Source organism: Halopseudomonas pelagia, from assembly GCF_009497895.1.
In the GTDB taxonomy this organism is placed as follows: Bacteria; Pseudomonadota; Gammaproteobacteria; order Pseudomonadales; family Pseudomonadaceae; genus Halopseudomonas; species Halopseudomonas pelagia_A.
Genome location: NZ_CP033116.1, coordinates 3,434,752 through 3,457,505, shown reverse-complemented (window position 1 = coordinate 3,457,505; position 22,754 = coordinate 3,434,752). Strand labels below are relative to the sequence as shown.

Here is a 22,754-nt window from a genome sequence, read left to right as displayed (position 1 = left end):
CTTCCTTGGCCAGTACATCATGGTGGAGCAGGTGACTCGGCGATGCTGTCGCAACGCAACCAATCACGACTCAAAGGCTGATTATGCGCGGCACCCAGCCGGATTGACCATCCGCCTTTGGTCTACCGCAGACCGTCCCGCGCAGATGACGTTTATCCCAAACGATGACGCTTCATAAAGCCGATATCCAAACGGTCTTTCCACCAGCCCAGCACACGCCCTGATGCAGTCCAGCGGCCGTAACTCATCAGTGCGCCGCCGTCGGCACTGGCCAGCAGGGCCAAAGCCTGTGGCTGAGGCTGATAGTCCCGCATCGGCTGGCGTTGGAGTAGGTTGATGATATTGTCGGCGAGAAACGAGCCCTGGCGCACCGCATACACGCCCGAGCGCAGCGCGCCTGGCAGGCTAGCGCAGTCGCCCGAGGCGAAAATCCCGGAGTGGCTGGTGCTCAGCAAGCTCGGATTGATACGGGCAAAGCCGCCACCGTCTACCTCAAGTCCGCTGTCGCGCAGCCATTCGGGTGCACTGGCTCCGGTGGCGGCTATAACCGCCTCGCATCGCAGCAACGGCTGATCTCTATTGAACAATTGCCCGTCCGCGATGCGGCTGACGCTCTGCTGTTCAATCAGCGGGATACCACGTTGCTCTAACAGCCGGCAGGCGCGATCGCGCAACGCCGGCGGATGCGTTGCAAGCAAGCTGGACGCGCAGACCAACGTCACCTCGGTAGGCGGCAGGCTGGCGCGCACGGCGAGGGCCAATTCGAACGCCGCCGGTCCGCCGCCCAATACGGCAATGGATGTTGGTGCTGTTTCCGCATGCTGGTGCCAGGTTCTCCAGGCCTCATGCAGGGCGGGGAAGGGTTTGGCTGGCAGTACCCTGACACTGTCATCGACTGAATCGGGTAGCGGCGGGATCGACCCGGTATTCAACGACAGCAGGGCAAAACTCATCTGGCTGCCGCCGGTGAGCTGCAAGATGCGTTGATCCGCATCCAGCATGCTTATCTGACCCAGCTGCAATTCAATGCCGCAGGCATGGCAGAGCGGGGCAAGTTCAATAGCACAATCAGCCGCGTCAAACCGCCCGGCCAACAGCCCGGGCATCATTCCCGAATACCAGGCTGCCGGCGTAGGATTGAGCAGCAGAGTGCCTGGCGGCGGGCGAAATCCGATATCTATCCAGCGCCGCAGTGTCACTAGATGCGCGTGACCCGCTCCGGCCAAAACAAGCGGTCGATTCATTGTCTGTCCTGTGTGCAGTGGCGTCAGCTTAGCCTGTTTTCCAGACCCTCTACAGCCTCTATTAGCTGACGGTCGCGGCTACTGGGCGGGCGATACCGCAACAGGGTTATAGCTGGCGCTAATGGACCCGCATGTAACTGGTCAATCGATCGTTTTCGGAATCGACTTTCGCACTGCGAACCTGATAACCTTTTTTGGATACTAAATATTCCTCGCCCGAACGGAGTTGATCGTGCCCCACAATAATAGTTTGTACCCAACAACCGCCCGAGCCTGGGGCACTGTCTCCATTCTGTTGTTGTGCTACGTGTTGTCTTTTATTGATCGGCAAATTCTCAACCTGCTGGTAGCTCCGATTCGTCGCGATCTTGATATCAACGATACCCAGATGAGCCTGCTGATGGGCCTGTCGTTTGCCATTTTCTACGTTATTTGCGGTATCCCCATGGGCCGCATCGCTGACAGTAAAAGCCGCAAGGGCTTGATCGGCTTCGGCGTGTTTATCTGGAGTCTGATGACTGCAGCCTGTGGTTTGGCGCAAACATATTGGCACTTCGTGCTGTTCCGTATCGGTGTCGGCGCCGGTGAAGCGGCTCTTTCTCCGGCCGCTTATTCGTTGATGGCCGACAGCTTTCCGCCGGAAAAGCGCGCTACAGCGATCAGCGTTTATTCCATGGGTATTTACCTGGGCGCTGGTATGGCCTTTCTGCTCGGCGGCATGGTCGTGACTTTCGCTTCGGCCAAGGGTGACGTGTTGTTGCCGATTGTGGGTATGGTACGTCCCTGGCAGCTCATTTTCCTGATTCTCGGCGCTGCGGGCATAGCCTTCTGTTTTGTGCTTATGGCGCTCAAGGAGCCCGTGCGTAAAGGCGTCGGTGCGGGTGTCGCGGTACCGCTGAAAGACGTGGGCGCCTATCTGATGAGCATCCGTAAAACCGTGCTCTGCCACAACTTCGGGTTTGCCTGTCTGTCGTTCGCGTCCTATGGCGCCTCGGCCTGGATCCCGACCTTCTTTATCCGTAACCACGGCTTGACCCCTGGCGAAGTGGGTATGTACTACGGCAGCATTGTGATGGTCGCCGGCTCGCTGGGTATCGTATTTGGCGGCCGGTTGGCAGATTATCTGGCCAAGCGCGGCTACACTGACTCGAACATGCGAGTGGGCGTGTTGGCTGCGGTACTGACGCTGGGTTGCAACGTGGTTTTCCTGATCGATAATCTGACCATCGTCTGGTTCGTGATGTTCTTTAACGTCTTTACCGTAGCCATGCCTTTTGGTGTAGCACCAGCGGCGATTCAGGAAGTCATGCCCAATTCCATGCGCGGACAGGCGTCAGCCATCTATCTGTTTACTGTCACTCTGATCGGTCTGGGTATTGGGCCGACCGCGGTAGCGCTGGTGACTGACTACGTATTTATGGACGATATGGCCGTGCGCTACTCGATATTCTGGGTAGCCAGTATCATCACCATGGCCTCGGTCGTGCTGCTATGGATGGGCTTGAAACCCTATCGTGAAGCCCGCGAAACATTGGTTCGCTGGGGTGACAAGCAGGCTCAGCCGGTCTGATAACCTGATCTGAATCCGCGCCAGGTTTCGCCTGGCGCACTTATTGTCATTTGAACAATGGTCATCTGAATACTTGAGAGGAGCGACATCATGTCTGACGCAGTTATTGTATCCACGGCCCGTACCGCACTGGGCAAATCCTATCGTGGCGCCCTGAACAACACGCACAGTGTCGACATGGCCGGCTATGTGATTGAACACGCGGTCAAGCGCGCGGGTATCGATCCATCACTGGTTGAAGACGTGATCCTCGGTGCGACCTTCCACGAAGGTGCCCAGGGCAAGAACATGGCCCGTCTGGCCGCGATCCGTGGCGGTCTGCCGGTGACTACCGCCGGTATGTCGATCAACCGTTTCTGCAGCTCCGGTCTGCAGTCCATCGCGATTGCCGCCCAGCGCGTTGTCAGTGAAAAGATTCCGGCCATCGTTGCTGGCGGCGTCGAGTCCATCAGCCTGTGCCAGAACGACAAGCTGAACAATTTCCACGGTGTTAACCAGTGGATCAAGGAAAACAAGCCCGATCTGTACATGTCCATGATCGAGACTGCGGACATCGTTGCAGCCCGCTACAACATCAGCCGCGAGTCCCAGGACGAGTACGCGCTGATCAGTCAGCAGCGCACTGCGGCCGGTCAGGAAAGCGGCAAGTTCGATGATGAGATCGTGCCTTACCTGGTCAAGATGATGGTTCAGGACAAGGAGACCGGCAACATCAGCGAGAAGGAAGTCAACCTGGTCAAGGACGAGTGCAACCGTCCAAGCACCACGCTGGAAGCGCTGCAAGGTCTGCAACCGGTACGTGGACCTGAGCACTTCATCACTGCCGGTAACGCCAGCCAGTTGTCTGACGGCGCCTCTGTTTGCGTGGTAATGAACAGCACCGTTGCCGAGCAGCAGAACATTGAGCCCATGGGCATCTTCCGCGGTTTCAGCGTTGCCGGTTGCGAGCCTGATGAAATGGGTATCGGCCCGGTATTTGCCATTCCGCAACTGCTCAAGCGCAACGGCCTGACCATGGACGATATCGGCCTGTGGGAACTGAACGAAGCCTTCGCCTCCCAGGTAGTTTACTGCCGTGACAAGCTGGGCATCCCGATGGAAAACCTCAACGTCAACGGCGGCTCCATCGCCATTGGCCACCCCTACGGTGTGACCGGCTCGCGTTTGACCGGCCATGCGCTGATCGAAGGCAAGCGTCGCGGCGCCAAGTTCGTTGTCGTCACCATGTGTATCGGTGGTGGCCAGGGCGCAGCCGGCCTGTTCGAAGTACTGTAAAGCTCAGCGGCAAGCTACAAGCTGCAAGCCACAAGCAAGCCCGAGCCCCTGCTCGGGTTTTGCTTTTCTACTTGCCGCTTGAGGCTTACAGCTTGCCGCTGAAATTCCCGAGGAATTTCCATGTCTCAGAAAATCATCAATACCGACGATCTGGCCTTTCTGCTCTATGAACTGCTGGATATCGAACGCTTTACCCAGTTTCCCCGTTACGCCGACCACAGCCGCGACACTTTTGACGCCGCGATTGAACTGGCACTCAAGGTCGGTGCCGAAACCTTCGCACCGCATAACGCACTCTGTGACGCCAACGAGCCGCGCTTCGAAGATGGCAAAGTCATCATCCGCCCTGAAGTGGCCGCCGCTCTGGCTGTGCTGCGTGACACTGGCCTTATGGCCGCGTCGCAGGATTACGAGCGCGGCGGCATGCAGTTGCCCTCGGTGGTCGCGCAGACCTGTATCGGCATCATCAAGGGTGCCAACGTCAGCACCCAGGCCTATGCCGGGCTGACCATCGCCGCATGCAACCTGATCATGGCCCACGGTAGCGAAGAGTATAAGCAGCGCTTTGCCGAACCGATGATGGCCGGGCGTTTCTTCGGCACCATGTGCCTGACTGAGCCGCACGCGGGTTCCTCATTGGCCGATATCAAGAGCCGCGCGATTCCGGCGGAGGACGGCAGCTACCGAATTACCGGCAACAAGATCTTCATCTCCGCCGGCGATCACGAGTTGAGCGAGAACATCGTGCACCTGATGTTGGCCAAGCTGCCGGATGCGCCACCCGGTGTTAAAGGTATCTCGCTATTTATCGTGCCGAAATTTCTGGTCAATGAAGACGGCAGCCTGGGCGAGCGCAACGACGTGCAATTGGCCGGCCTGATTCACAAGATGGGCTATCGCGGCACTACCTCGACCATGCTCAATTTTGGCGAGAAGGGCGGGGCGGTAGGTTATCTGGTCGGCGAGCCACACCAGGGTCTGGCACAGATGTTCCATATGATGAATGAGGCGCGTATTGGCGTGGGTCTGGGGTCAGTGATGCTCGGCTACACCGGTTACCTGCATGCCCTGGAATACGCCCGTGACCGTCGTCAGGGTCGGTCGCTCAAGGAGCGCGATCCCGCCTCGCCGATGATTCCGCTGATCGAACATGCCGATGTGCGGCGCATGCTGCTGGCGCAGAAGGCCTTTGTGGAAGGCGGGCTGGCGCTATGCCTGTTCACCTCCACGTTGATCGATGAGAAGAAGCACGCGGATGATCCGCTGGTGCGCGAGGAAGCCGCAGGGCTGAACGACCTGCTCACCCCCATCGTCAAATCCTGGCCCTCGCAGTTCTGCCTGGAAGCCAACAGCCTGGCGATTCAGGTGCACGGCGGCTACGGCTATACCCGCGAATACCCGGTCGAACAGTTCTACCGGGACAACCGCCTGAATCCGATCCACGAAGGCACGCATGGCATTCAGGGTCAGGACCTGCTCGGCCGCAAGGTTGCCATGCAGGACGGGCGCTTCTACCAAGCGCTGCTGGGCCGGATTCGCGCCACACTGGACAGCTGCGGCTCGGCGACTGAACTGGCTGCCCAGGCCAAACTGCTGAGCGATGCACTGGCGACCCTGGAAGAGGTCACCGACGCGTTGCAGGCACTGCGCAAGAGCGATCCGGAGCGGGCGCTGGCCAATGCCTATCTGTATATGGAGTGCTTCGGCCATGTGGTGGTGGGTTGGCTCTGGCTGCGTCAGGCGGAAACGGCGCTCAAGGGATTGCAGCAGGGTGGAGAGCGGCCGAAGGCGTTCTATCAGGGCAAGCTGGCGGCCTGTGAGTACTTCCTGCGCTACGAGCTTCCCAAGCCATTGGCGTTGGCAGCGGTATTGCGGGATGCCGACCGAACCACGCTGGATATGCCGGCGGAGTGTTTCTAAGCGCATGCCGGCCATCAAAGGCTGATCCAGGATGATCGAGTTTCACCTCAACAGTGGAGTCTTTGCCGACTCCGTTGGACAGGTGGGGCTCGTTTGCATCCTTGTGGGAGCGCCCGCCTGGGCGCGAAGGTTCTTCAGTCAGGCTCAACCTGACAGATAATCAGGTAACCTTTCTAAACGTCAGGTTATAGCGCATTGGTCCCGTCTGAGGATGTTCGGAGCGTTTACCCAGCGGCGCAACGCCATGGAAAAACAACCGGCTTTTTCCGCCCCATACCACCACATCCCCGTGTTCCAGCTTCCAGCGCGATGTTTTGTCGGTGCGCGCCAAGCCTCCAAACATGAAGGTGATAGGGGCGCCCAGTGATATGGACACGATAGGTGCGCTGAAGTCCGCTTCGTCCTTGTCCTGATGCAAGCCCATCTTGGCGCCGGTTTCATAGCGGTTGATCAGGCAGGCGTCCGGATTGAAACCCTCGTATCCGCTCGCGGCTGCCGCATCGATCGCTACTTGTCGCAGCAGGTCCGGCATGGCGGGCCAGGGTTGGTCCGTCAGCGGATCCTTGGTGCTATAACGGTAGCCCTGGCGATCAGTCACCCAACCCCATTCACCGCAGCTGCTCATCGCGGCGGACATGCTGTAGCCCCCGGGCGTGATCTGGTGGCGGAAGGGCGCCTGGCTGGCGACTTGGCTAATGGCGTCCAGTAACCGGTCCGCGTCACTCAATACGAAGCCACGGAGTAACCAGGCGCCCTCAGCTATCTGCTCGGGCGCGGCAGGGGTCGAGTCGGCGAACAGGTCGTCGGTGGTAGGCATTCATGGGCTCCGCTTGGCTTGCTGGAAGGGATTTTACCTCGGATGCTGATTGGGCTCACGGAGGGAAGATTGGTTTCATAAACGGAAATGGTGGATTTGGTCGGTGCAGCGCTTGGCGAACCACCGCTTGGATTCCCGCCTGCGCGGGAATGACGAGGAGTAATACCGCCCGCATAAGTGTTACCCATGTGCCCGGTTAGTACCCCAAGTCCCGTCATTCCCGCGCAAGCGGGAATCCATTTTGACGTTGGTGCTGAAGGTGCGCTTTCAGGCAGCGCGAGGAGTCAACGCCTGAAATTCAACATGGATCCCCGCGTTCGCGAGGATGACGCCACCGCGCGGTCCCTCGTCATTCCCGCGCAGGCGGGAATCCAGGCGGACTTTTGTAGCTGCCAGTCCCACCACAACCCCCAGCCTCGTCATTCCCGCGAAAGCGGGAATCCATTTTGACTTTGGCGAAGAGTCGGTAAGGTTTCAGGCTCTCCCTCAAACCGACTAACCCAACACACCCTGGATCCCACCTTCGCGAGGGTGACGTGTAGCCCACTTCGTCATTCCCGCGCAGGCGGGAATCCAAGCGGACTCGTGCTCATCACGCACTGCTCAGCCAGTGCCCTCAATCCCATCATCCTCGTAAACGCGGGATGCATCTAGCAATGAAACTTAAACCTTCATCCCCGGCAAATTCAGCGACGCAGTATTACCACCGTCCACCGCCAACGCCTGACCCGTCACATAGCTCGCATCATCACTAGCTAGAAACGCAATCGCCCCAGCAATTTCATCCGGCCGGCCATAGCGGCGCAGTTCGCAGCGAGCGCCAAGCTTCTGCTCCTTGTTGTTGGAGCGAGCATAATCAAACACCGGCTTGGTCATGCCGGTCTCAATCAGGCCCGGGCACACAGCATTGACACGGATATTGAACTGGCCCAGATCACAGGCCGAGGTCATGGTGAAGTTGATCACCCCGGCCTTCGACGCGCTGTAGGCGTTGCCACCCGCGCCAGAGCGGATGCCGGCCACGGAGGCGGTGTTGACGATGGCGCCCTGGCCCTGCGTCTGCATCTGCCGCGCGGCGTACTTGGTGAACAGCATCACGCCATAAAGATTCACGCCAATGATCTTCTGCCAGGTTTCCAGGCTCTGCTCGGTGGCGATATTGTAATCCCCGCCGGCGATCCCGGCGTTGTTGCACAGCACATCCAGTTGGCCATAGTGCGCAATGGTCTCGTTAACGCACTCCTCGACCGCCGCCTCATCAGCCACATCCACCGTACGGGTCTGAATCTCGGCACCTGCGGGCAGCTCATCAAGGGTGCCCTTGAGGCCGTCTTCATTGCGATCGACCAACATCAAACGCGCGCCCTCAGCGGCCATGCGTTTGGCCGTAGCGCGCCCGATACCACTACCGGCGCCGGTGATCAGTACAACCTTGTCGAGAAATCGTTGCATGGTGTTCTCCTTGTTTTTGAGCTTCAAGCGGCAAGCTTCAAGCTGCAAGATTAAGATCAACTCAGTTCGTCAGGCAGCTACGCCGGACTATGATTTTGTTTGAAGCTTGAAGCTTGAAGCTTGAAGCTGGGTCAATGATCGATACTGGGATCCTGACCGGCGCCGGCCAGTTCGTCATCAGTCTGGTAGACGATGCCCAGCTTTTCCGACATGGCCTGGTTGTCGACTTGCCAACTGGCGATGTCGCGCTCGAAGCGCAGTGGCGAGATGCTGATGCGTCCGGCGCGCAGCGCGCCTACATCGGTATCCAGGCCGATGATGCGTTCGGTCTGACGTTGAAAGCCCAGCCAGTAGTAGGGCACGTCGCGGGTATCGCGGCGGCTTTCGATATTGATGCCGCCAATGCTGCCTGCCCGTGCCCTGCAGGTGGCTACGCCCGTCACTTCGCCTGGCGGGGTGGCAGGGAAGTTGACGTTCATCGCGCAGTCGGTCGGCCAGCCTTTCTCCAGCAGTTGCCGAACAATGCCCGCACCAAATTGGCTGGCGGTTTCCCAGTGAATGTCGTTGCCCTTGTGGTAGGCCTGGGACAGCGCAATCGACGGTATGCCCATCAGCGTAGCGGTCAACGCACCGCCAATGGTGCCTGAGTAGGCGACCGAGTCACTTATATTGGCCCCGGCGTTGACGCCGGACAACACCAGATCCGGCGGCACCGGCATCAGTTCGCCAACGGCCAGCAACACGCAGTCGCTCGGTGTGCCGCTGATGCTGAAGCGACGCTCCTCGAACTGGTGTACGCGCAGCGGGGAGTGCAGGGTGATGGACATGGATACGCCGCTCTGGTCCAGATCCGGCGATATGATCCACACTTCCTCGGCGATCTGTTCGGCAATGTCTTCCAGGATTTTCAAACCTGGGCCGCGCCAGCCGTCATCGTTGGTGAGCAGCACGCGCTTGATTGGTTTGGACATGGAGTCTCCATCTGTTATTGAATCGAATGGCGTAACCCTTCGCCGCGAGGCCGCGGCTCCCACCACCGAGGGTGAGCCTTGCCTCCGGTGGGAGCGACGGCCTCGTCGCGAAGGGCTACTTGCTCTGTGCTATCTCCCAACCCCGCTCGGCCAATAGCCCCGCGCGCTTGCCCACTTCCAATGCATCGGCATTACTCGCATTACCCTGCACGGCGCGGTGATACACGCCCTGCAGAATCGCCGCCAGTCGGAACAGCGAGAAAGCCAGGAAGAAATTCCAGTCCGGCACTTCGCTGCGGCCGCTGTACTGGCAGTACCAGTCCAACACTTGCTGTTCCTCAGGCAAGCCCATGCCCTTGAGGTCGGCTCCGAGCATGCCCTTCACCCCATTCACCCCGGAAGGCAGATGGTAGGGCAGGCAGCAGTAGGCGAGATCCGATAGCGGGTGGCCCAAAGTCGCCAGCTCCCAGTCCAGAATCGACACGACCTTGGGTTCGGTCGGATGCAGAATCAGATTGCCGATGCGGAAGTCGCCATGGGCGATGGTAGTGTGATCGTCCGTGGGCATATTGTCTGGCAGCCAGGCCATCAGCGCATCCATGGCTGGCATGTCGCCGGTGCGGCTGGCTTCGAACTGGCCGCTCCAGCGCTTGATCTGGCGCGGAATGTAGCCTTCGGCCTTGCCATAACTTTCCAACCCCACGGCTTTCCAGTCGACATTGTGCAACTGCGCCATGGTTTCGATCATCGAGCGGTAGATAGGCAGACGCTGGCTTTGCTCCACGTCGCTCAGCAAAGGCTGGGTGTGCACCCTGCCTTCAACGTAATCCATGATGTAGAACGCAGTACCGATTATCTCCGGGTCTTCGCACAGCAGGCGCGCGGTGGGCACGGGTACATCAGTGCTGCCCAAGGCGTTGATCACCTGGTACTCACGCTCAACCATGTGCGCAGACGGCAGCAGTTTGCCCGGTGGCTTCTTGCGCAGCACATAGCGGTGTTCGCCCACGGTCAACAGATAGGTCGGGTTGGACTGGCCACCCTGGAACTGCTTCACCTGCATACCCTGTTCGGCGCCGGCCAGGCGGCCATTGAGGTAGGAAAGCAGGCGGGCTTCATCAAAACGGTGGGCAGGTAGTACGTCGATCAGGGTTGCTTCACTCATCTAGAAGGTCCTGTGCTATTGGAATTGTCAGGTTGATAACCTATCACGCCAGACCGAAGTCTGGCGTGATAGCAAGCCGGTGAATCAACCGCCATCACGCTCAGCCGGCCGGTGCTCGGTAAAACATTCAGGCAATAGTATCGCCGCCGTCGGCAACGATGGTCTGGCCGGTTACGTAAGCACCCGCAGAGGAGGCCAGGAAAAGCGCTACACCAGCGATATCCACCGGCTCACCAACACGACGCAGGGGCAGTTTTTCTTCTATTTTTTGCAGGCGATCCGGATCTTCCAGCAACGCTTGGGCGAAGTCGGTACGAATCAGACCGGGCGCGATGCTGTTGACGCGGATGTTATTCGGTCCCCACTCCAGCGACAGATTGCGTGCCAGGCCTGCTTCGGCCGCCTTGGACATGCCATAGACGCCGATATTGGCACTGGCGCGCAGGCCGGCGATGCTCGATAGCAGCACGATGGCACCGCCGCCTTGCCTGACCATCTCCGGGATAACCATATTGCATAGCCAGAAAGTGCCCTTGACGTTGGTGCCCATGATCTTGTCGAAGGCTTCGTCACTGACATTGTGGGTGGGGCCATAAACCGGGTTGGTGGCTGCGTTGCAGACCAGAATGTCGATCTTGCCGTAGGCTTCCAGGGTCTTGTCGACCAGGTTTTGCAGCTGCGCCTTGTCACCGACGTGGCAGGCCACGGGGATGGCATCGAAACCCTGGGCTTTCAGGTCATTGGCGACCTGCTCGCAAACGTCAGCCTTACGGCTGGAGATAACCACCTTGGCACCCGCCTTGGCGTATTCCTCGGCGATAGCCTTACCGATGCCCTTGGTGGAACCGGTGATGATGGCGACCTTGCCGGTCAGATCAAAGAGTGTGCTCATGGTGTCTGTGGTCCTTGGTTTTGTCTGACTGTTCGTAATAATGATAGACCGCTTGGATCCCCGCCTGCGCGGGGATGACGGGGGGAGGAGGTACTGTGCTCATAGCCAAAATGGATCCCCGCGTTCGCGAGGATGACGGCGAGGGGCGCAGCGGCCACTGTCGCAGCGCCGAGCTCTCCACCAACCCAACCCAACCCTGCCACTGGGGTGAACCTCGTCATTCTCCCCAACCCCGTCATTCCCGCGCACGCGGGAATCCATTTTGGCCTTAGCGGATTCCCTGCCAGCGTGGAGCCCAAACCCAACAATGGATCCCCGCGTTCGCGAGGATGACGGTGAAGGGGGGATAGCCGGTTTTGTCACATCTCCTGGCTACCCACTAAACCGTCATTCCTGCTCAGCCCCGCCATTGCGGGTTAACCTTGGCATTCCGTCCTAGCTCCGTCATTCCCGCGCAGGCGGGAATCCAAGCGGACTTGCCGATTACCAAAAACCAGCCTTACAAATACCGGCTCATTTCCAGCTTGGCAATCGTGCCCAAGTGCACTTCATCCGGGCCGTCGGCCAGGCGCAGGGTGCGGGCTTTGGCGTAGGCGGAGGCGAGGAAGGTGTCCTGGCACACGCCGGCAGCGCCGTGAACCTGAATCGCCCGGTCCAGTACGTTGCAGAGCATGGTCGGAGCGACCGCCTTGATCATCGCGATCTGCTGACGCGCCACCTTGTTACCGAACTGATCCATGCTGCGGGCAGCCATGATGGTCAGCAGGCGTGCCTGGTCAATCTCGCAACGGGACTTGGCGATGTTTTCCGAGGTGCTGCCGTGCTTGTACAGCGGCTTGCCAAAGGCAACGCGGCTGGCGGCGCGGCGGCACATGGCTTCCAGTGCGCGCTCGGCAACACCGATGGAGCGCATGCAGTGGTGAATCCGGCCTGGCCCAAGGCGACCCTGGGCGATCTCGAAACCGCGGCCTTCACCCAACAGAATATTGGATACCGGAACCCGGACGTTTTCGTATTTAATTTCAGCGTGGCCATGCGGTGCATGGTCGTAACCGAACACATGCAGATCACGCACGATGGTCACGCCGGGGGTGTTCAGCGGCACCAGGATCATGCTCTGCTGCAAATGCTTGGGCGCGTTGGCGTCAGTCTTGCCCATGACAATAGCGATTTTGCAGCTGTCGGCCATGGCTCCGGAGGACCACCACTTGGTGCCGTTGATCACATACTCGTCACCGTCACGGCGGATTTCGCACTCGATATTGGTCGCGTCGGAAGAAGCAACATCAGGCTCGGTCATGGAGAAGCACGAGCGAATCTCGCCGGCCAGCAGCGGCTTGAGCCAGGTTTCCTTGTGCTCTTCGCTGCCGTAACGCTCGATGGTTTCCATATTGCCAGTGTCCGGCGCGCTGCAGTTGAACACTTCCGGCGCGATGGAAGAGCGGCCCATGATTTCACACAGGTGCCCGTATTCTTCATTATTCAGCCCGGCGCCGCGTTCACTGTGTGGCAAGAACAGGTTCCACAGACCCATGCTCTTGGCCTTGGCTTTCAGCTCTTCCTGAATCGGCGGCGCGCCCCACTTGTTCTCTTTTACCTGTTGGTAGAACAGCGCTTCGTTCGGATAGATATGCTCATCCATAAAGGCTTCGATTTGCTGTTTCAGGTCTTGCACGCGCGGGCTGAGTTCAAACATGGGACATTCCTTGCTGATTCTGGTGATAGGTCAGGCAGCTGTTGCTGCATGGATGTGACCATATAGTCAGCTGAACGCAGGCGAAACTATGTCGCCAGGATGGAATGGATCTGCATAAACAACTGTGATGTTACCCGCATGGAACTATAAGTGGGGAGTGACCGGGTTCGCATTTTTCGCCCGTGTAACGGACTGTGAAAAGCCCTGTGCTAGAGCGGAGGCAGCGATATTGCAGCAAGGCGGGGTAGGTCTTCCGGCTCATCCAGGTCCCACAGGGTAGCGCCTTCCCACAGGCTTTTGCCGGCAGCCTCCAGCCGCCCCCGGGTGTCGGCCATAACCTGGGAATGGCTCCAGCTCATACCGACGAACGTGGCCGGATCAGGCCGGCGTTGGCCAATCATGACGTAGCCGCCGTCTTCGCTGGGGATGATGGCGGTGTCATGCGTTTGCAGCGCCTGATCCGCTTCTTGTAATACTGCCGTGCTGATCAGCGGGCAATCGGTGCCGATCAGCAGCGCACCATCAGCGTGTTCGGCCAACGCCTGTGCCATGCGCGAACCCAGGTCATCGCCGTGCTGTTGGCGCAGTTGCAGATGGTGCTCCGAGGCGAGGCGCGCGAAAAGCGGATGGCTGGTATCCGGAGCGCAGTACAGGTAGCGCGACCCCGGCCAGTCTTGCGTCTGATGCAAGGTGTGCAGCAGCAATTGCCGGTACAGGCTGCAGGCCCCGTCAGCCCCAAGCGCGGGTATCAGGCGGGTTTTGACAGTGCCGGGGATCGGTGCTTTGGCGAAGATTAGCAGCGGGCGTGTTGTCTGCGGCAGGGAAGCGGCCTCAGATTTATCGCCATAGTACTGACGCACCAGTCGGTCTGGCGAGACCCCAGCCCAGTATTGCAAGCGGATCCACCACATCAGGCCGATGGTTCGCCAGACGCCGTGTTTTTGCCATTTGCGGCTTGAGGTGGTCAGTGCCGGGCGCAGGCAGGCGGGGCGGGCGATTCTCCGCAGGCGACGGCTGAGTTCGATATCTTCCATCAGTGTAATATCCGCATAGCCGCCCAGTCGGTCGAACAGGTTGCGGCGCACAAAGATGGCCTGGTCACCGGTGCAGATGCCGGTGAGACGTGAGCGTTGGTTCATCATCCAGGCGACCAGATTCAGGATTGGAGAGGAGGGCGAGAACCGCACGTCGAAACGTCCCCATTGCGAGCGGCAGGCAAGGTCAAAATGGTTTCCCGCGTTCGCGGGAATGACTAGGGTTGCGGGAGGCGCAGTGTTGATCCTCTTGCCCCGGCGCTCCCCCCCACCGTCATCCTCGCGCAGGCGGGGATCCATTGTTGGGTCGGGAAGCACCGATTGCTCTTGGTCGGGGCTGGGTGCTGCCGGCAAGTCAGAATGGATTCCCGCGGGAATGACGGGAGGGAGTATGGGCCTGACAGAGGCGATTACGGGTATGGTGGGGGAGGGTGCGCCAATCTGCAGCGCCTCCCTGAGCAAGCTCTCGAACCCTGTCGGCAATCGCGTATCCGCATGCAGAAACAGTAGAACCTCACCCTTGGCCTGCGCTGCGCCGGCATTCATCTGGCGGGCGCGCCCTGGCCGGGAGGCGATGAGCTGATCGGCCAGCGGCATGGCCTGGTCTGCAGTGTCGTCGGTGCTCCCCCCATCGACCACAATCACTTCTAGCTCGCCGCGCAGCGCCTGTAACGGCGCCAGCGCTTGTGCAATGCCGCTGCTTTCATTGCGGACCGGAACGACCACCGACAGCCATACCATTCAGCGGCCCAGCCGCCAACGGTGCAGGCGTTCAACCCAACGCAATACGCCAGCCGGAGCATGCGCACGCTTCCATTCGCCGGCTGCATATTTGTTGGCTTCGGCCATGGTCGGGTAACTATGGATGGTGCCCAGAATCTTGTTCAACCCCAGGTTGTGCTTCATCGCCAGCACGTACTCGGCCAACAGCTCGCCGGCATGCTGGCCAACAATGGTCACGCCGATAATGCGGTCCTTGCCAGGTACGGTCAGCACTTTGACGAAGCCCACCGCCGCCTGGTCGGCAATAGCCCGATCCAGATCGTCGATGCCATAGCGGGTCACTTCAAAATCGATTTCCTCCGCGCGCGCCTCTGCTTCGGTGAGTCCGACGCTGGCGACTTCAGGATCGGTAAAGGTCACGCGCGGAATCACCCGGTAATCAACCTTGAAGCGTTTGAAGGTACCGAACAGGGCGTTGACCGCCGCATACCAGGCTTGGTGAGCGGACACATGGGTGAACTGGTAAGGGCCGGTAACATCGCCGACGGCGTAAATATTCGGGAAGCGCGTCGCCAGATATTCATTGGTCTGCAGCGTACCGTTGTCACGCAGCGTCAGTTCAAGCTCTTCGGCGCCGTAGCCGGTGGTGTTGGGTTTACGCCCCACCGCTACCAGCACGGCGTCGAACGGGATAACCGTGTATTCGTCATCGTCCAGCTGCTTGGCAATCAACTGCTGCTGGCCGTCTTCGAGTATCTCGAAACGTTCGGCCTGATGCCGCAGGCGCAGATCCACCCCTTCGCTGCGCAGATGCTGCATGACGATATCGCTGGCATCGCTATCTTCCCGGGCCAGCAGTCGAGAGCTCATCTCCACCTGAGTAACCTGGCTGCCCAGTCTCTGGAAAGCTTGAGCCAGCTCACAACCGATAGGCCCGCCGCCCAGTACCAGCAAACGCTTGGGTTGCTCACGCAGGCTCCATAAAGTGTCGGAATTGTAAGCGGTGACCTGATCCAGCCCGGGGATGTTCGGCATCAGCGGCTTGGCGCCAGCAGCAATAATGATATTGCGCGTGGTCAGCGCCCGGCCATTGACCTCGATTTGCCATGGGCTGGTAATGCGCGCTTCGCCCTGGATCACTTCCACACCCAGCTCGGTGTAGCGCTCGACCGAATCATGCGGCTCAATATCACTAATCACCCGCTGGATACGATCCATCACCCGCGCAAAGTTGACCTCGGCGCTGGCGGTATTGAACCCCAGCTCATGCGCCTTATTGACCTCTGCCGCCAGTTTGGCCGAGCGAATCAGTGCCTTTGAGGGCACGCAGCCGGTGTTCAGGCAGTCGCCGCCCATCGCGTGCTTCTCGATCAGCGTGACATTGGCTTTTACCGCGGCGGCGATATAAGCGCTGACCAGTCCGCCGCTGCCGGCGCCGATCACCACCAGATTGCGATCAAAGCTCTCCGGTTTGTTCCAGCCTTTGTAAACCCGCCGAGCCTTGACCACATCGAGGATCTTGCGCGCGATCAACGGGAATACACCAAGCAACACGAAAGCGCCAATCAGGCCTGGAGAGAGAATGCCGCCTAACGAATCAAGTTGGCCCAGTTCCCGCCCCGCATTCACATATACCAGAGTACCCGGCAGCATACCGATCTGGCTGACCCACCAGAAAGTGGTGACCTTCAACCGCGTCAGACCCATCGCCAGGTTAATCAGGAAAAACGGGAATACCGGCACCAGGCGCAGAGCGAACAGGTAGAACGCGCCTTCGCTGTCCACGCCCTGGTTGATCGCCTTCAGGCGTTTGCCGAATCGTTTCTGCACCCAGCTTTGCAACAGAAAGCGGCTGATGATCATCGCCACCGTGGCGCCCGTGACCGAAGCGAAGGACACCAGCAGCAAGCCCCAACCCAGGCCGAACAGCGCACCACCTACCAGCGTCATCAGTGCTGCACCGGGTAACGACAGAGCCGTTACCACCACATAAACGCCGAAGAAAATCGCCGCCGCCAGATAAGGGTTAGCCGCTACCTGGACATTGAGGTTTTCCTGCTGGCTCTTCAACCATTCCAGACTGAAGTACTGGTTAAGGTCGAACACAAAGAAGCTCGCTACCAGCGCAGCGATCAGCAGAACAACGATGATTTTTCCGGCTTTCATGGTGCCAGGTACTCCAGTGTCGGGTCTCAGCGGTTATACAGCTCGGTCAGGCGCTCGTAACGCTTGCGATTCAGACCCAGGTCCGATTTGCCGGCGCGGCTGGCCGAACGGAAATGCACCTCTTTTGTCTGTGCATCCAGATAGAACTCGGCATCGTCGCGAAAGCGCATTTTCTCGGTAACGAATACATAGCGCAGGTAGTCCGCGTCTTCGCTTACCAGCTCGGCGCCGCCATAGGCTGCTACCGCATCCTTGATCGCACTCAGGGTCGTGGCCTGGTCCGCTTTGAACTGCCAGGGCATCACCAGCTTTGCCGGATCGGCCGTTTGGGTTGAAACCCCATTGGGCTTGTCGCTCAACGGCGTAAGTTGGCCAGCCTGATGACCCAGCTCGGGAATTTGGCTGTTCTGCCAATAAATAAAGGCAAAACCGGCGATCACCAGCGCAACAATGACGATAAATATGGTTTTCATGGTGCGACTTCCTTGATGCAGTAGTAATGGGGAATATCTTGTGCGCAAGATAGTAGGTGTGACCGCTTGACGGGTCAATACCTTGTGCGCAAAATAAACCTCCACTGATTTGCCGAGTACGGTTATGTCCCAGCCCCCTTTGTCGCTTTCAACCGCTACTGATCCCAGCATGCAGCTGTTGCTGCGTAACCAGCTCTGCCACTCGTTATACAGTGCCAGCAACGCGATGGTGCGTGCTTATCGGCCGTTACTTGAGCCGCTGGGTCTGACCTATCCGCAATACCTGGTGATGCTGGCGCTCTGGGAGCATGACGGTGTGCCCATCAAGCAACTAGTCGAGGACACCCGCCTGGACTCAGGCACCCTTACACCCATACTCAAGCGCCTTGAGCAAAAGGAGCTGGTCCTCCGCCGCAAGGGCGTCGAGGATGAACGCCAGTGGCTGATCGATCTGTCCGTCGCCGGCCATTCGCTGCGTGAAAAAGCCAGCGATATTCCGCTGAAGCTGTTCTGCATGACCAGCCTTACACTCGAACAAGCCCAGGCTTTAAAAGTCGCGGCTGAGCAGATCTATCAGGATGTTCTGCGTCAGGCGCCCAGCTCTGACAGCATCAATCAATAGCGCCCATCGCGCACAAGGTTTGCGCCAAAGCAAAGCCGCCCAGCAGCGCTGCCTGAGGCGCGTCTTCACCACCGCGCATTACTCGCTCTCGGTAAGAAAGGGCGGCCGGGCTATCGGCAGGCCATTGGCGGTCGAATTCGCCAATAAACTGCGCGTGGTTATAGTTCAGCGGCACCGCTTCGATTACCAATCCGTCCAGCTCCGCACGATATAACGCCGAGGGGTGAGCCTGCGTGGCGATGCGCGTTACCAGCCCATAGCGGCCGTTATTGAAGTTCGGCATGCCGGCGGCGCCATTGTTGATCACTGCAAAGCCTGGTTTGCACAAAGCCGCAGCCGCGCAGGTGTGGCTGGTAGCCAATACGCTCAGGCGGTTGGCCGCCATCCACGCTTGCAACGCCTGTTGCCGCGCAGCAGTGGCCAGTGCAGTCCGCGCACATTGCCAGCCTGCCAGCGACTCCTCATCGCCGTGGGTAATAGCTATGCGGCGCCCGGCAACGCTGACCAGCGCAGTTGCAGGTCGGTCAGCCAACTGTGCAGCCATTCCAGGTAATTGCGCTGCGGTACCGGTTAGCCGGGCATGGATCTGATTGGAGCGCGCCACCGTTTGATCGTCAACGCTGTCCGGGTAGGCGCAGCCGCAACCGGCATCGTCATTGCCTGGGCGACCGAGTTCAGTCTCAACATTGCCGCGCAACAAGGTATGCGCTGCCAAGCGCGCTTCGATATCGGCAAATACGTCTGGGTCCAGGTCGAACCAGTGCGCATCGCCATTGAATACGGCTCTGGCACCAGGCTCGGCGGCCAAGCGCTTTTCCAGCGCGTGCAGCGCCTGGCAATTGCCGTAAAGGCCGCCCACCACATAGAGCGTCTGGCAGTCGAACAACGGCTCGCCGGCAAAGCTGTCAGCGGGCAGCCGATAATCCAGTGGGCAATTACGTCCTGCTTGCATGGGGCACGCTCCGATTCAGCCGTCCGGCGCCAACGTAACCTGCGGTGCAAAGCATCAGGCCATACAGATTGGTACCCAATAGCAGGGCGTACTTGCCATCACCGATAGCCCAGCTTGCCGGTATCCAGCCCAGCGTTAGCGCTATGCCTAGCGCCAGGCCGGTCCAGAAGCTCAGATGAAACCCCAGGCGGGTAGGGGTGACCAGGCCGTGCAGCAGGAACACAGGCGCTATACCAATCACCATGGTGCCGCTGATGGTCGTCGCCTTGAGAATATCGGTGCCCGCCAGCATGGGCAGATTGCCGAACAGGGCGAAGATCACCATGGTCGCCATGCCGATACCAATGGCCTTTTTGCCCAGATCCTTTCCCGCCATGGCCGGCAGTTCGCGGCCGACCAGCTTGGCCAGGCTGGAAAAGGTCGAATCCAGCGTCGAGCCCGCGGCGGAGATCATCACAATGGTCATCACCAGCAACGCGCCGATGCCCAGGGTTTTTGCCAGTGCGGCAGGGACGTTGCCCGATACGCCGACGCCCACCAGATCGGCATGCACACCAATCAGGCTGAACGCGAGTATCGCCACAAAGCCCAATAAGCCAGCCAAGGTGAATGCCTTGACCATGCTGCGTTCCTCGGTAATAAAGCCACGATCGGTCAGTACCGGATCGTGAAACGGGTAGCTGACCATCTGCAGTGCGGCGACCAGCAATAGGTCCACGCCGGCATCCATTGCCCAGTGGCTGGTGCTCATCAGCTCCGCCGGCGAATGCTGGGGTAAGACCAGGCCCAGCACCCAGACCAGCGCAATAACAAAGATCGCCGCTTGCGCCGCATCGGTCAGAATCGAGCTACGCAGCCCGCCGCGCAGGCTATACGCGAGGGTGACGGCGGTGAACAGCAGCGCAGAACCAATAAAGGCCGGGGTGCCGGTATCGCCATAATAGCCACCGACCACGGCGGTATTGCTCCACACCTCGTTGAACAGACGAATCAGAATAGCGGCAGAAAAGGCCAGCGCCGCGGCGCGGCCATAGTGCGAGGTGAGAAAACTCACCAGTCCGGTCGCGCCGAAGCGCCGCCGCAGGCGGTAGATAACCAGGCCGCAGAGCGGAATAGACAGCCAGTAAGTGGCATAGGCCAGGCCGCCGACCAGGCCATATTCCGCCCCCAGGTTGGCCGCATTGGTGACCGACTTGGCAAAGATCCAACTGATGAAAATACTCGTGGTCAGTAGAAACGGAGAAGCCTTGCGGCCTCGGCTGTCTTCACCCTGGAAGAAGCTGCCGAGCGTGACGGTGCGCGGTGAAAGGCAATACATCATCAGGCCGTAGAGCACCAGGAAACCCCAGAAAAACGCGCCCATCCAACTGGTTACTTGCATGTCCATCTCTTCTGAATGAGTTGTTGAAACCGACTTCTTTTGGCCGTTTTTTGCGTTATTGGCAATCGAGTGGGCTCGATCGTTCAGTGATAAACCCTTTCGCGACGGGGCCGTCGCTCCTACCAGTGGTCAAGCTCAACTCATGCTCGGTGGGAGCGGCCGCCTGGCCGCGAACGGGGTTCAGCCCAAAGCCCCACCGCAACTCGATCCCTGGCCCGCAGTACAGGCAAAACAATGATCCCGGGTCACAATCGGGTTGTTTTCCAGGTCCGCGCCGAGCAAATCCCGCAGATGGCTGCGATCCTTGGCCAGCACGCTCATCGGCAGGTCCAGCATCTGGTTGAAGTCGCAGTCATACAGATAGCCCTGCCAATCGACGCTGACCATGCTGCGACACATCAAGCCCGCCATGTTGGCTTCGCTGAAACTGTCCCTCAGCAGCGCCATATAATCGTTGAACTGACCCTTGCTCACCAAAGTGCTGCCGAAGCGCGCAATCGGTTGGTTGGTAATGGTGTGCAATTGATTGAAGACGATGCCGAAGTCTTCCGCCAGGTGGCTCTTGTAATCTGCCTGCAAAGCGGCCTGGGGTGGAGGCAGGTTGGGGCCCTGGGGGTTGTAGACCAGATTCAGCTCAAGCTCTGAGTCAGGTTGGCCATAGCCCAATTCGTTGAGCATCTGCAGGCCTTGAATGCTGCGCACAAACACGCCATCGCCGCGTTGTTTGTCGACATTGTCGCGTGAGTAACAGGGCAGGGACGCCGACACATGCACCCGCTGCTCTGCCAAAAACTCGGCTAGACCTTCATAACCCGGTTCGCTGAGAATGGTCAGATTGCAGCGGTCGATCACCTCCAATCCCTGCTCTCTGGCGTGCATGACGATCTCGCGAAAGCGCGGATGCATTTCCGGTGCACCACCGGTCAGGTCCAGTATTTGAACCGAATGAGCATCAATAACGTCATACAGAGTGGCCAATACTGCATCGCTCATTGCTTCGGTGCGCGTAGGCCCGGCATTCACATGGCAATGCAGGCAGCGTTGATTGCAGGTATAGGTAAGGTTGACCTGCAGGGTTTGCAGCCCGCTGCGTGCAATGGCAGGGAACGACAGATTGTCCAGCAGGGGTAGGGTATCGCGCACAGTAGGCGTCCTCTCTGGCTATTTGCTGATTTGAGTCAGGCAAAGGTTGATTGTTACAGTTCGCCGAGAAAAAACCCATCAAGAACATGACCCTTATGTATCCAACTGTTAGGGTAATGTCAGATTTCTACCAACATGAGGAGAGGCCATGCGCCCTTTGTTGATTGGAGTTGCCTGCCTGGCTGCGGCCTGTGCAGCCCATGCGCAGGTTGCGCCCGACTCGGAGACCGCACCGCCGGTACTTGAGTATGAAGAGCAGGACGTCATCCGCCAGGCAGTCGCCAGTTCGTCGCGGACCATCTCCAGTATCATGCGCGACGCCCATCGTAACCCGGCGCAAACGCTCAGTTTCTTTGCATTGGCACCGGACCAGACGGTCGTTGAGATCTGGCCTGGCGCGGGTTGGTACACCGAAATTCTCGCCCCGTTGCTGCGCGAGGACGGCAAGCTGATCGCCGCCCATTTCGATCCGGAAGGCGGTCCCGATTACTTCGCCAAATCCCGCAGCGACTATGAGCGCAAGCTGCAAAGCCGCGCCAACGTCTATGACCGCGTCGAGATGGCCACCCTCAACTACGACCCGGAACAACCTATCACTGCAGCCAACTCGGCCGACCGAGTGGTGACCTTCCGCAATGTGCACAATTGGCTGGCGGATGGAATGGATGAAACCAAGGTAGTGTTTGCCAAGATGTACGCAGTACTCAAACCCGGCGGCATGCTCGGCCTGGTAGAGCATCGCGCGCGGCCTGGGACGTCGCTGGAGGAGATGGTCAAAACCGGCTATGTCGATGAACAACTGATTGTTGATCTGGCGCTGGAAGCTGGCTTCGAACTGGTCTCCCGCAGCCCGGTTAACCAGAACCCCCAGGACCTGGCCGACCACCCGCACGGCGTCTGGAGCCTGCCGCCGACCTTGCGCGGTGGCACTGAAGACCGCGCCCGGTATATGGGTATCGGTGAAAGTGACCGGATGACGTTGTTGTTTGTGAAGCCGGAGTAGTGCGGGGCGAGCGGTTTGGGCAGGCTTAGTGTCAGTTCTGAGCGCTGAGTTTGCTGGAGCCTAGAATGGATTCCCGCCTTCGCGGGAATGACGGACGGGGCGGGAATGACGGAGTGGGTCGGGAATGACGGGGGACGGGAATGACGGCGGTGGGGCAGGGGTGACGATTGGAGCCTCTGGGGAGCTCTCTCACCCCTCAATCCCTACCCCGGTCAGCCTTCCCAGGCTCGGCCCGGCTTCCCGACTTAATCCCGC

The 22,754-nt window shown here is 59.3% G+C and carries 18 protein-coding genes; 5 read left to right on the top strand and 13 right to left on the bottom strand.

The annotated features are described in order from the left end of the window. Nucleotides 1-152: 152 nt before the first annotated feature. Entirely contained in the window at nucleotides 153-1,244 is a 1,092-nt protein-coding gene (locus EAO82_RS15915) for an FAD-dependent oxidoreductase (RefSeq protein WP_096348162.1), read from the bottom strand. 232 nt (nucleotides 1,245-1,476) lie between these two features. On the opposite strand from EAO82_RS15915, the gene EAO82_RS15910 reads away from it, so the two are divergent. From EAO82_RS15910 to EAO82_RS15900, 3 genes are all read left to right on the top strand, one after another. Further along, complete coding sequence (locus EAO82_RS15910; protein ID WP_096348161.1) at nucleotides 1,477-2,814, top strand: spinster family MFS transporter; 1,338 nt, start codon at nucleotides 1,477-1,479, stop codon at nucleotides 2,812-2,814. 90 nt (nucleotides 2,815-2,904) lie between these two features. Then, the gene (locus EAO82_RS15905) at nucleotides 2,905-4,089 is read left to right on the top strand and encodes an acetyl-CoA C-acyltransferase (protein ID WP_096348160.1); all 1,185 of its coding nucleotides are present in this window, start codon (nucleotides 2,905-2,907) and stop codon (nucleotides 4,087-4,089) included. 120 nt (nucleotides 4,090-4,209) lie between these two features. Next, complete coding sequence (locus EAO82_RS15900; protein ID WP_096348159.1) at nucleotides 4,210-6,009, top strand: acyl-CoA dehydrogenase; 1,800 nt, start codon at nucleotides 4,210-4,212, stop codon at nucleotides 6,007-6,009. A 160-nt stretch (nucleotides 6,010-6,169) separates the two neighbouring features. On the opposite strand, the gene alkB is transcribed toward EAO82_RS15900, so the two are convergent. From alkB to EAO82_RS15850, 9 genes are all read right to left on the bottom strand, one after another. After that, entirely contained in the window at nucleotides 6,170-6,826 is a 657-nt protein-coding gene (alkB, locus tag EAO82_RS15895; protein WP_096348158.1) for a DNA oxidative demethylase AlkB, read from the bottom strand. A gap of 663 nt (nucleotides 6,827-7,489) precedes the next feature. Next, a complete protein-coding gene (locus EAO82_RS15890) occupies nucleotides 7,490-8,278 on the bottom strand; it encodes an SDR family NAD(P)-dependent oxidoreductase (RefSeq protein ID WP_096348157.1) in 789 nt (262 codons plus the stop codon). 131 nt (nucleotides 8,279-8,409) lie between these two features. Further along, nucleotides 8,410-9,249: a 5'/3'-nucleotidase SurE gene (gene surE / locus EAO82_RS15885; protein WP_096348156.1), complete on the bottom strand. Its 840-nt coding sequence runs from the start codon at nucleotides 9,247-9,249 to the stop codon at nucleotides 8,410-8,412. A 115-nt stretch (nucleotides 9,250-9,364) separates the two neighbouring features. Next, nucleotides 9,365-10,414 (bottom strand): phosphotransferase, encoded by a 1,050-nt coding sequence (locus EAO82_RS15880; protein WP_096348155.1) that lies wholly within the window; start codon nucleotides 10,412-10,414, stop codon nucleotides 9,365-9,367. Between the two features lie 127 nt (nucleotides 10,415-10,541). Then, nucleotides 10,542-11,306 (bottom strand): SDR family NAD(P)-dependent oxidoreductase, encoded by a 765-nt coding sequence (locus EAO82_RS15875; protein ID WP_096348154.1) that lies wholly within the window; start codon nucleotides 11,304-11,306, stop codon nucleotides 10,542-10,544. Nucleotides 11,307-11,805: 499 nt separating this feature from the next. Continuing rightward, nucleotides 11,806-13,002, bottom strand: a complete 1,197-nt coding sequence (locus EAO82_RS15870; protein ID WP_096348153.1) for an acyl-CoA dehydrogenase family protein — start codon at nucleotides 13,000-13,002, stop codon at nucleotides 11,806-11,808. A 209-nt stretch (nucleotides 13,003-13,211) separates the two neighbouring features. Continuing rightward, complete coding sequence (locus EAO82_RS20890) at nucleotides 13,212-14,777, bottom strand: TIGR04282 family arsenosugar biosynthesis glycosyltransferase (protein ID WP_218838679.1); 1,566 nt, start codon at nucleotides 14,775-14,777, stop codon at nucleotides 13,212-13,214. Continuing rightward, nucleotides 14,778-16,925 carry an FAD-dependent oxidoreductase gene (locus EAO82_RS15855; RefSeq protein WP_096348152.1) on the bottom strand — a complete coding sequence of 716 codons (2,148 nt, stop codon included), beginning with the start codon at nucleotides 16,923-16,925 and terminating at the stop codon, nucleotides 14,778-14,780. Nucleotides 16,926-16,951: 26 nt separating this feature from the next. Further along, on the bottom strand, nucleotides 16,952-17,398 hold the full coding sequence (locus EAO82_RS15850; RefSeq protein WP_096348151.1) for a DUF1499 domain-containing protein: 447 nt from the start codon (nucleotides 17,396-17,398) through the stop codon (nucleotides 16,952-16,954). Between the two features lie 124 nt (nucleotides 17,399-17,522). Between EAO82_RS15850 and EAO82_RS21130 the strand changes: the two genes are divergently transcribed. After that, nucleotides 17,523-18,020 (top strand): MarR family winged helix-turn-helix transcriptional regulator, encoded by a 498-nt coding sequence (locus EAO82_RS21130; protein WP_096348150.1) that lies wholly within the window; start codon nucleotides 17,523-17,525, stop codon nucleotides 18,018-18,020. Here the strand turns inward: EAO82_RS21130 and EAO82_RS15840 are convergent. From EAO82_RS15840 to arsS, 3 genes are all read right to left on the bottom strand, one after another. After that, nucleotides 18,010-18,972 (bottom strand): hypothetical protein, encoded by a 963-nt coding sequence (locus tag EAO82_RS15840; protein WP_096348149.1) that lies wholly within the window; start codon nucleotides 18,970-18,972, stop codon nucleotides 18,010-18,012. The genes EAO82_RS21130 and EAO82_RS15840 overlap by 11 nt on opposite strands. After that, nucleotides 18,956-20,353, bottom strand: a complete 1,398-nt coding sequence (locus tag EAO82_RS15835; protein ID WP_096348148.1) for a sodium:solute symporter — start codon at nucleotides 20,351-20,353, stop codon at nucleotides 18,956-18,958. The genes EAO82_RS15840 and EAO82_RS15835 overlap by 17 nt, the downstream gene beginning before the upstream one ends. A 180-nt stretch (nucleotides 20,354-20,533) precedes the next feature. Then, a complete protein-coding gene (gene arsS, locus EAO82_RS15830) occupies nucleotides 20,534-21,496 on the bottom strand; it encodes an arsenosugar biosynthesis radical SAM (seleno)protein ArsS (RefSeq protein WP_096348147.1) in 963 nt (320 codons plus the stop codon). Nucleotides 21,497-21,644: 148 nt separating this feature from the next. Here arsS and EAO82_RS15825 point away from each other — a divergent pair, with 148 nt between their 5' ends. Further along, the gene (locus tag EAO82_RS15825; RefSeq protein ID WP_218838678.1) at nucleotides 21,645-22,499 is read left to right on the top strand and encodes a class I SAM-dependent methyltransferase; all 855 of its coding nucleotides are present in this window, start codon (nucleotides 21,645-21,647) and stop codon (nucleotides 22,497-22,499) included. Nucleotides 22,500-22,754: the final 255 nt, after the last annotated feature.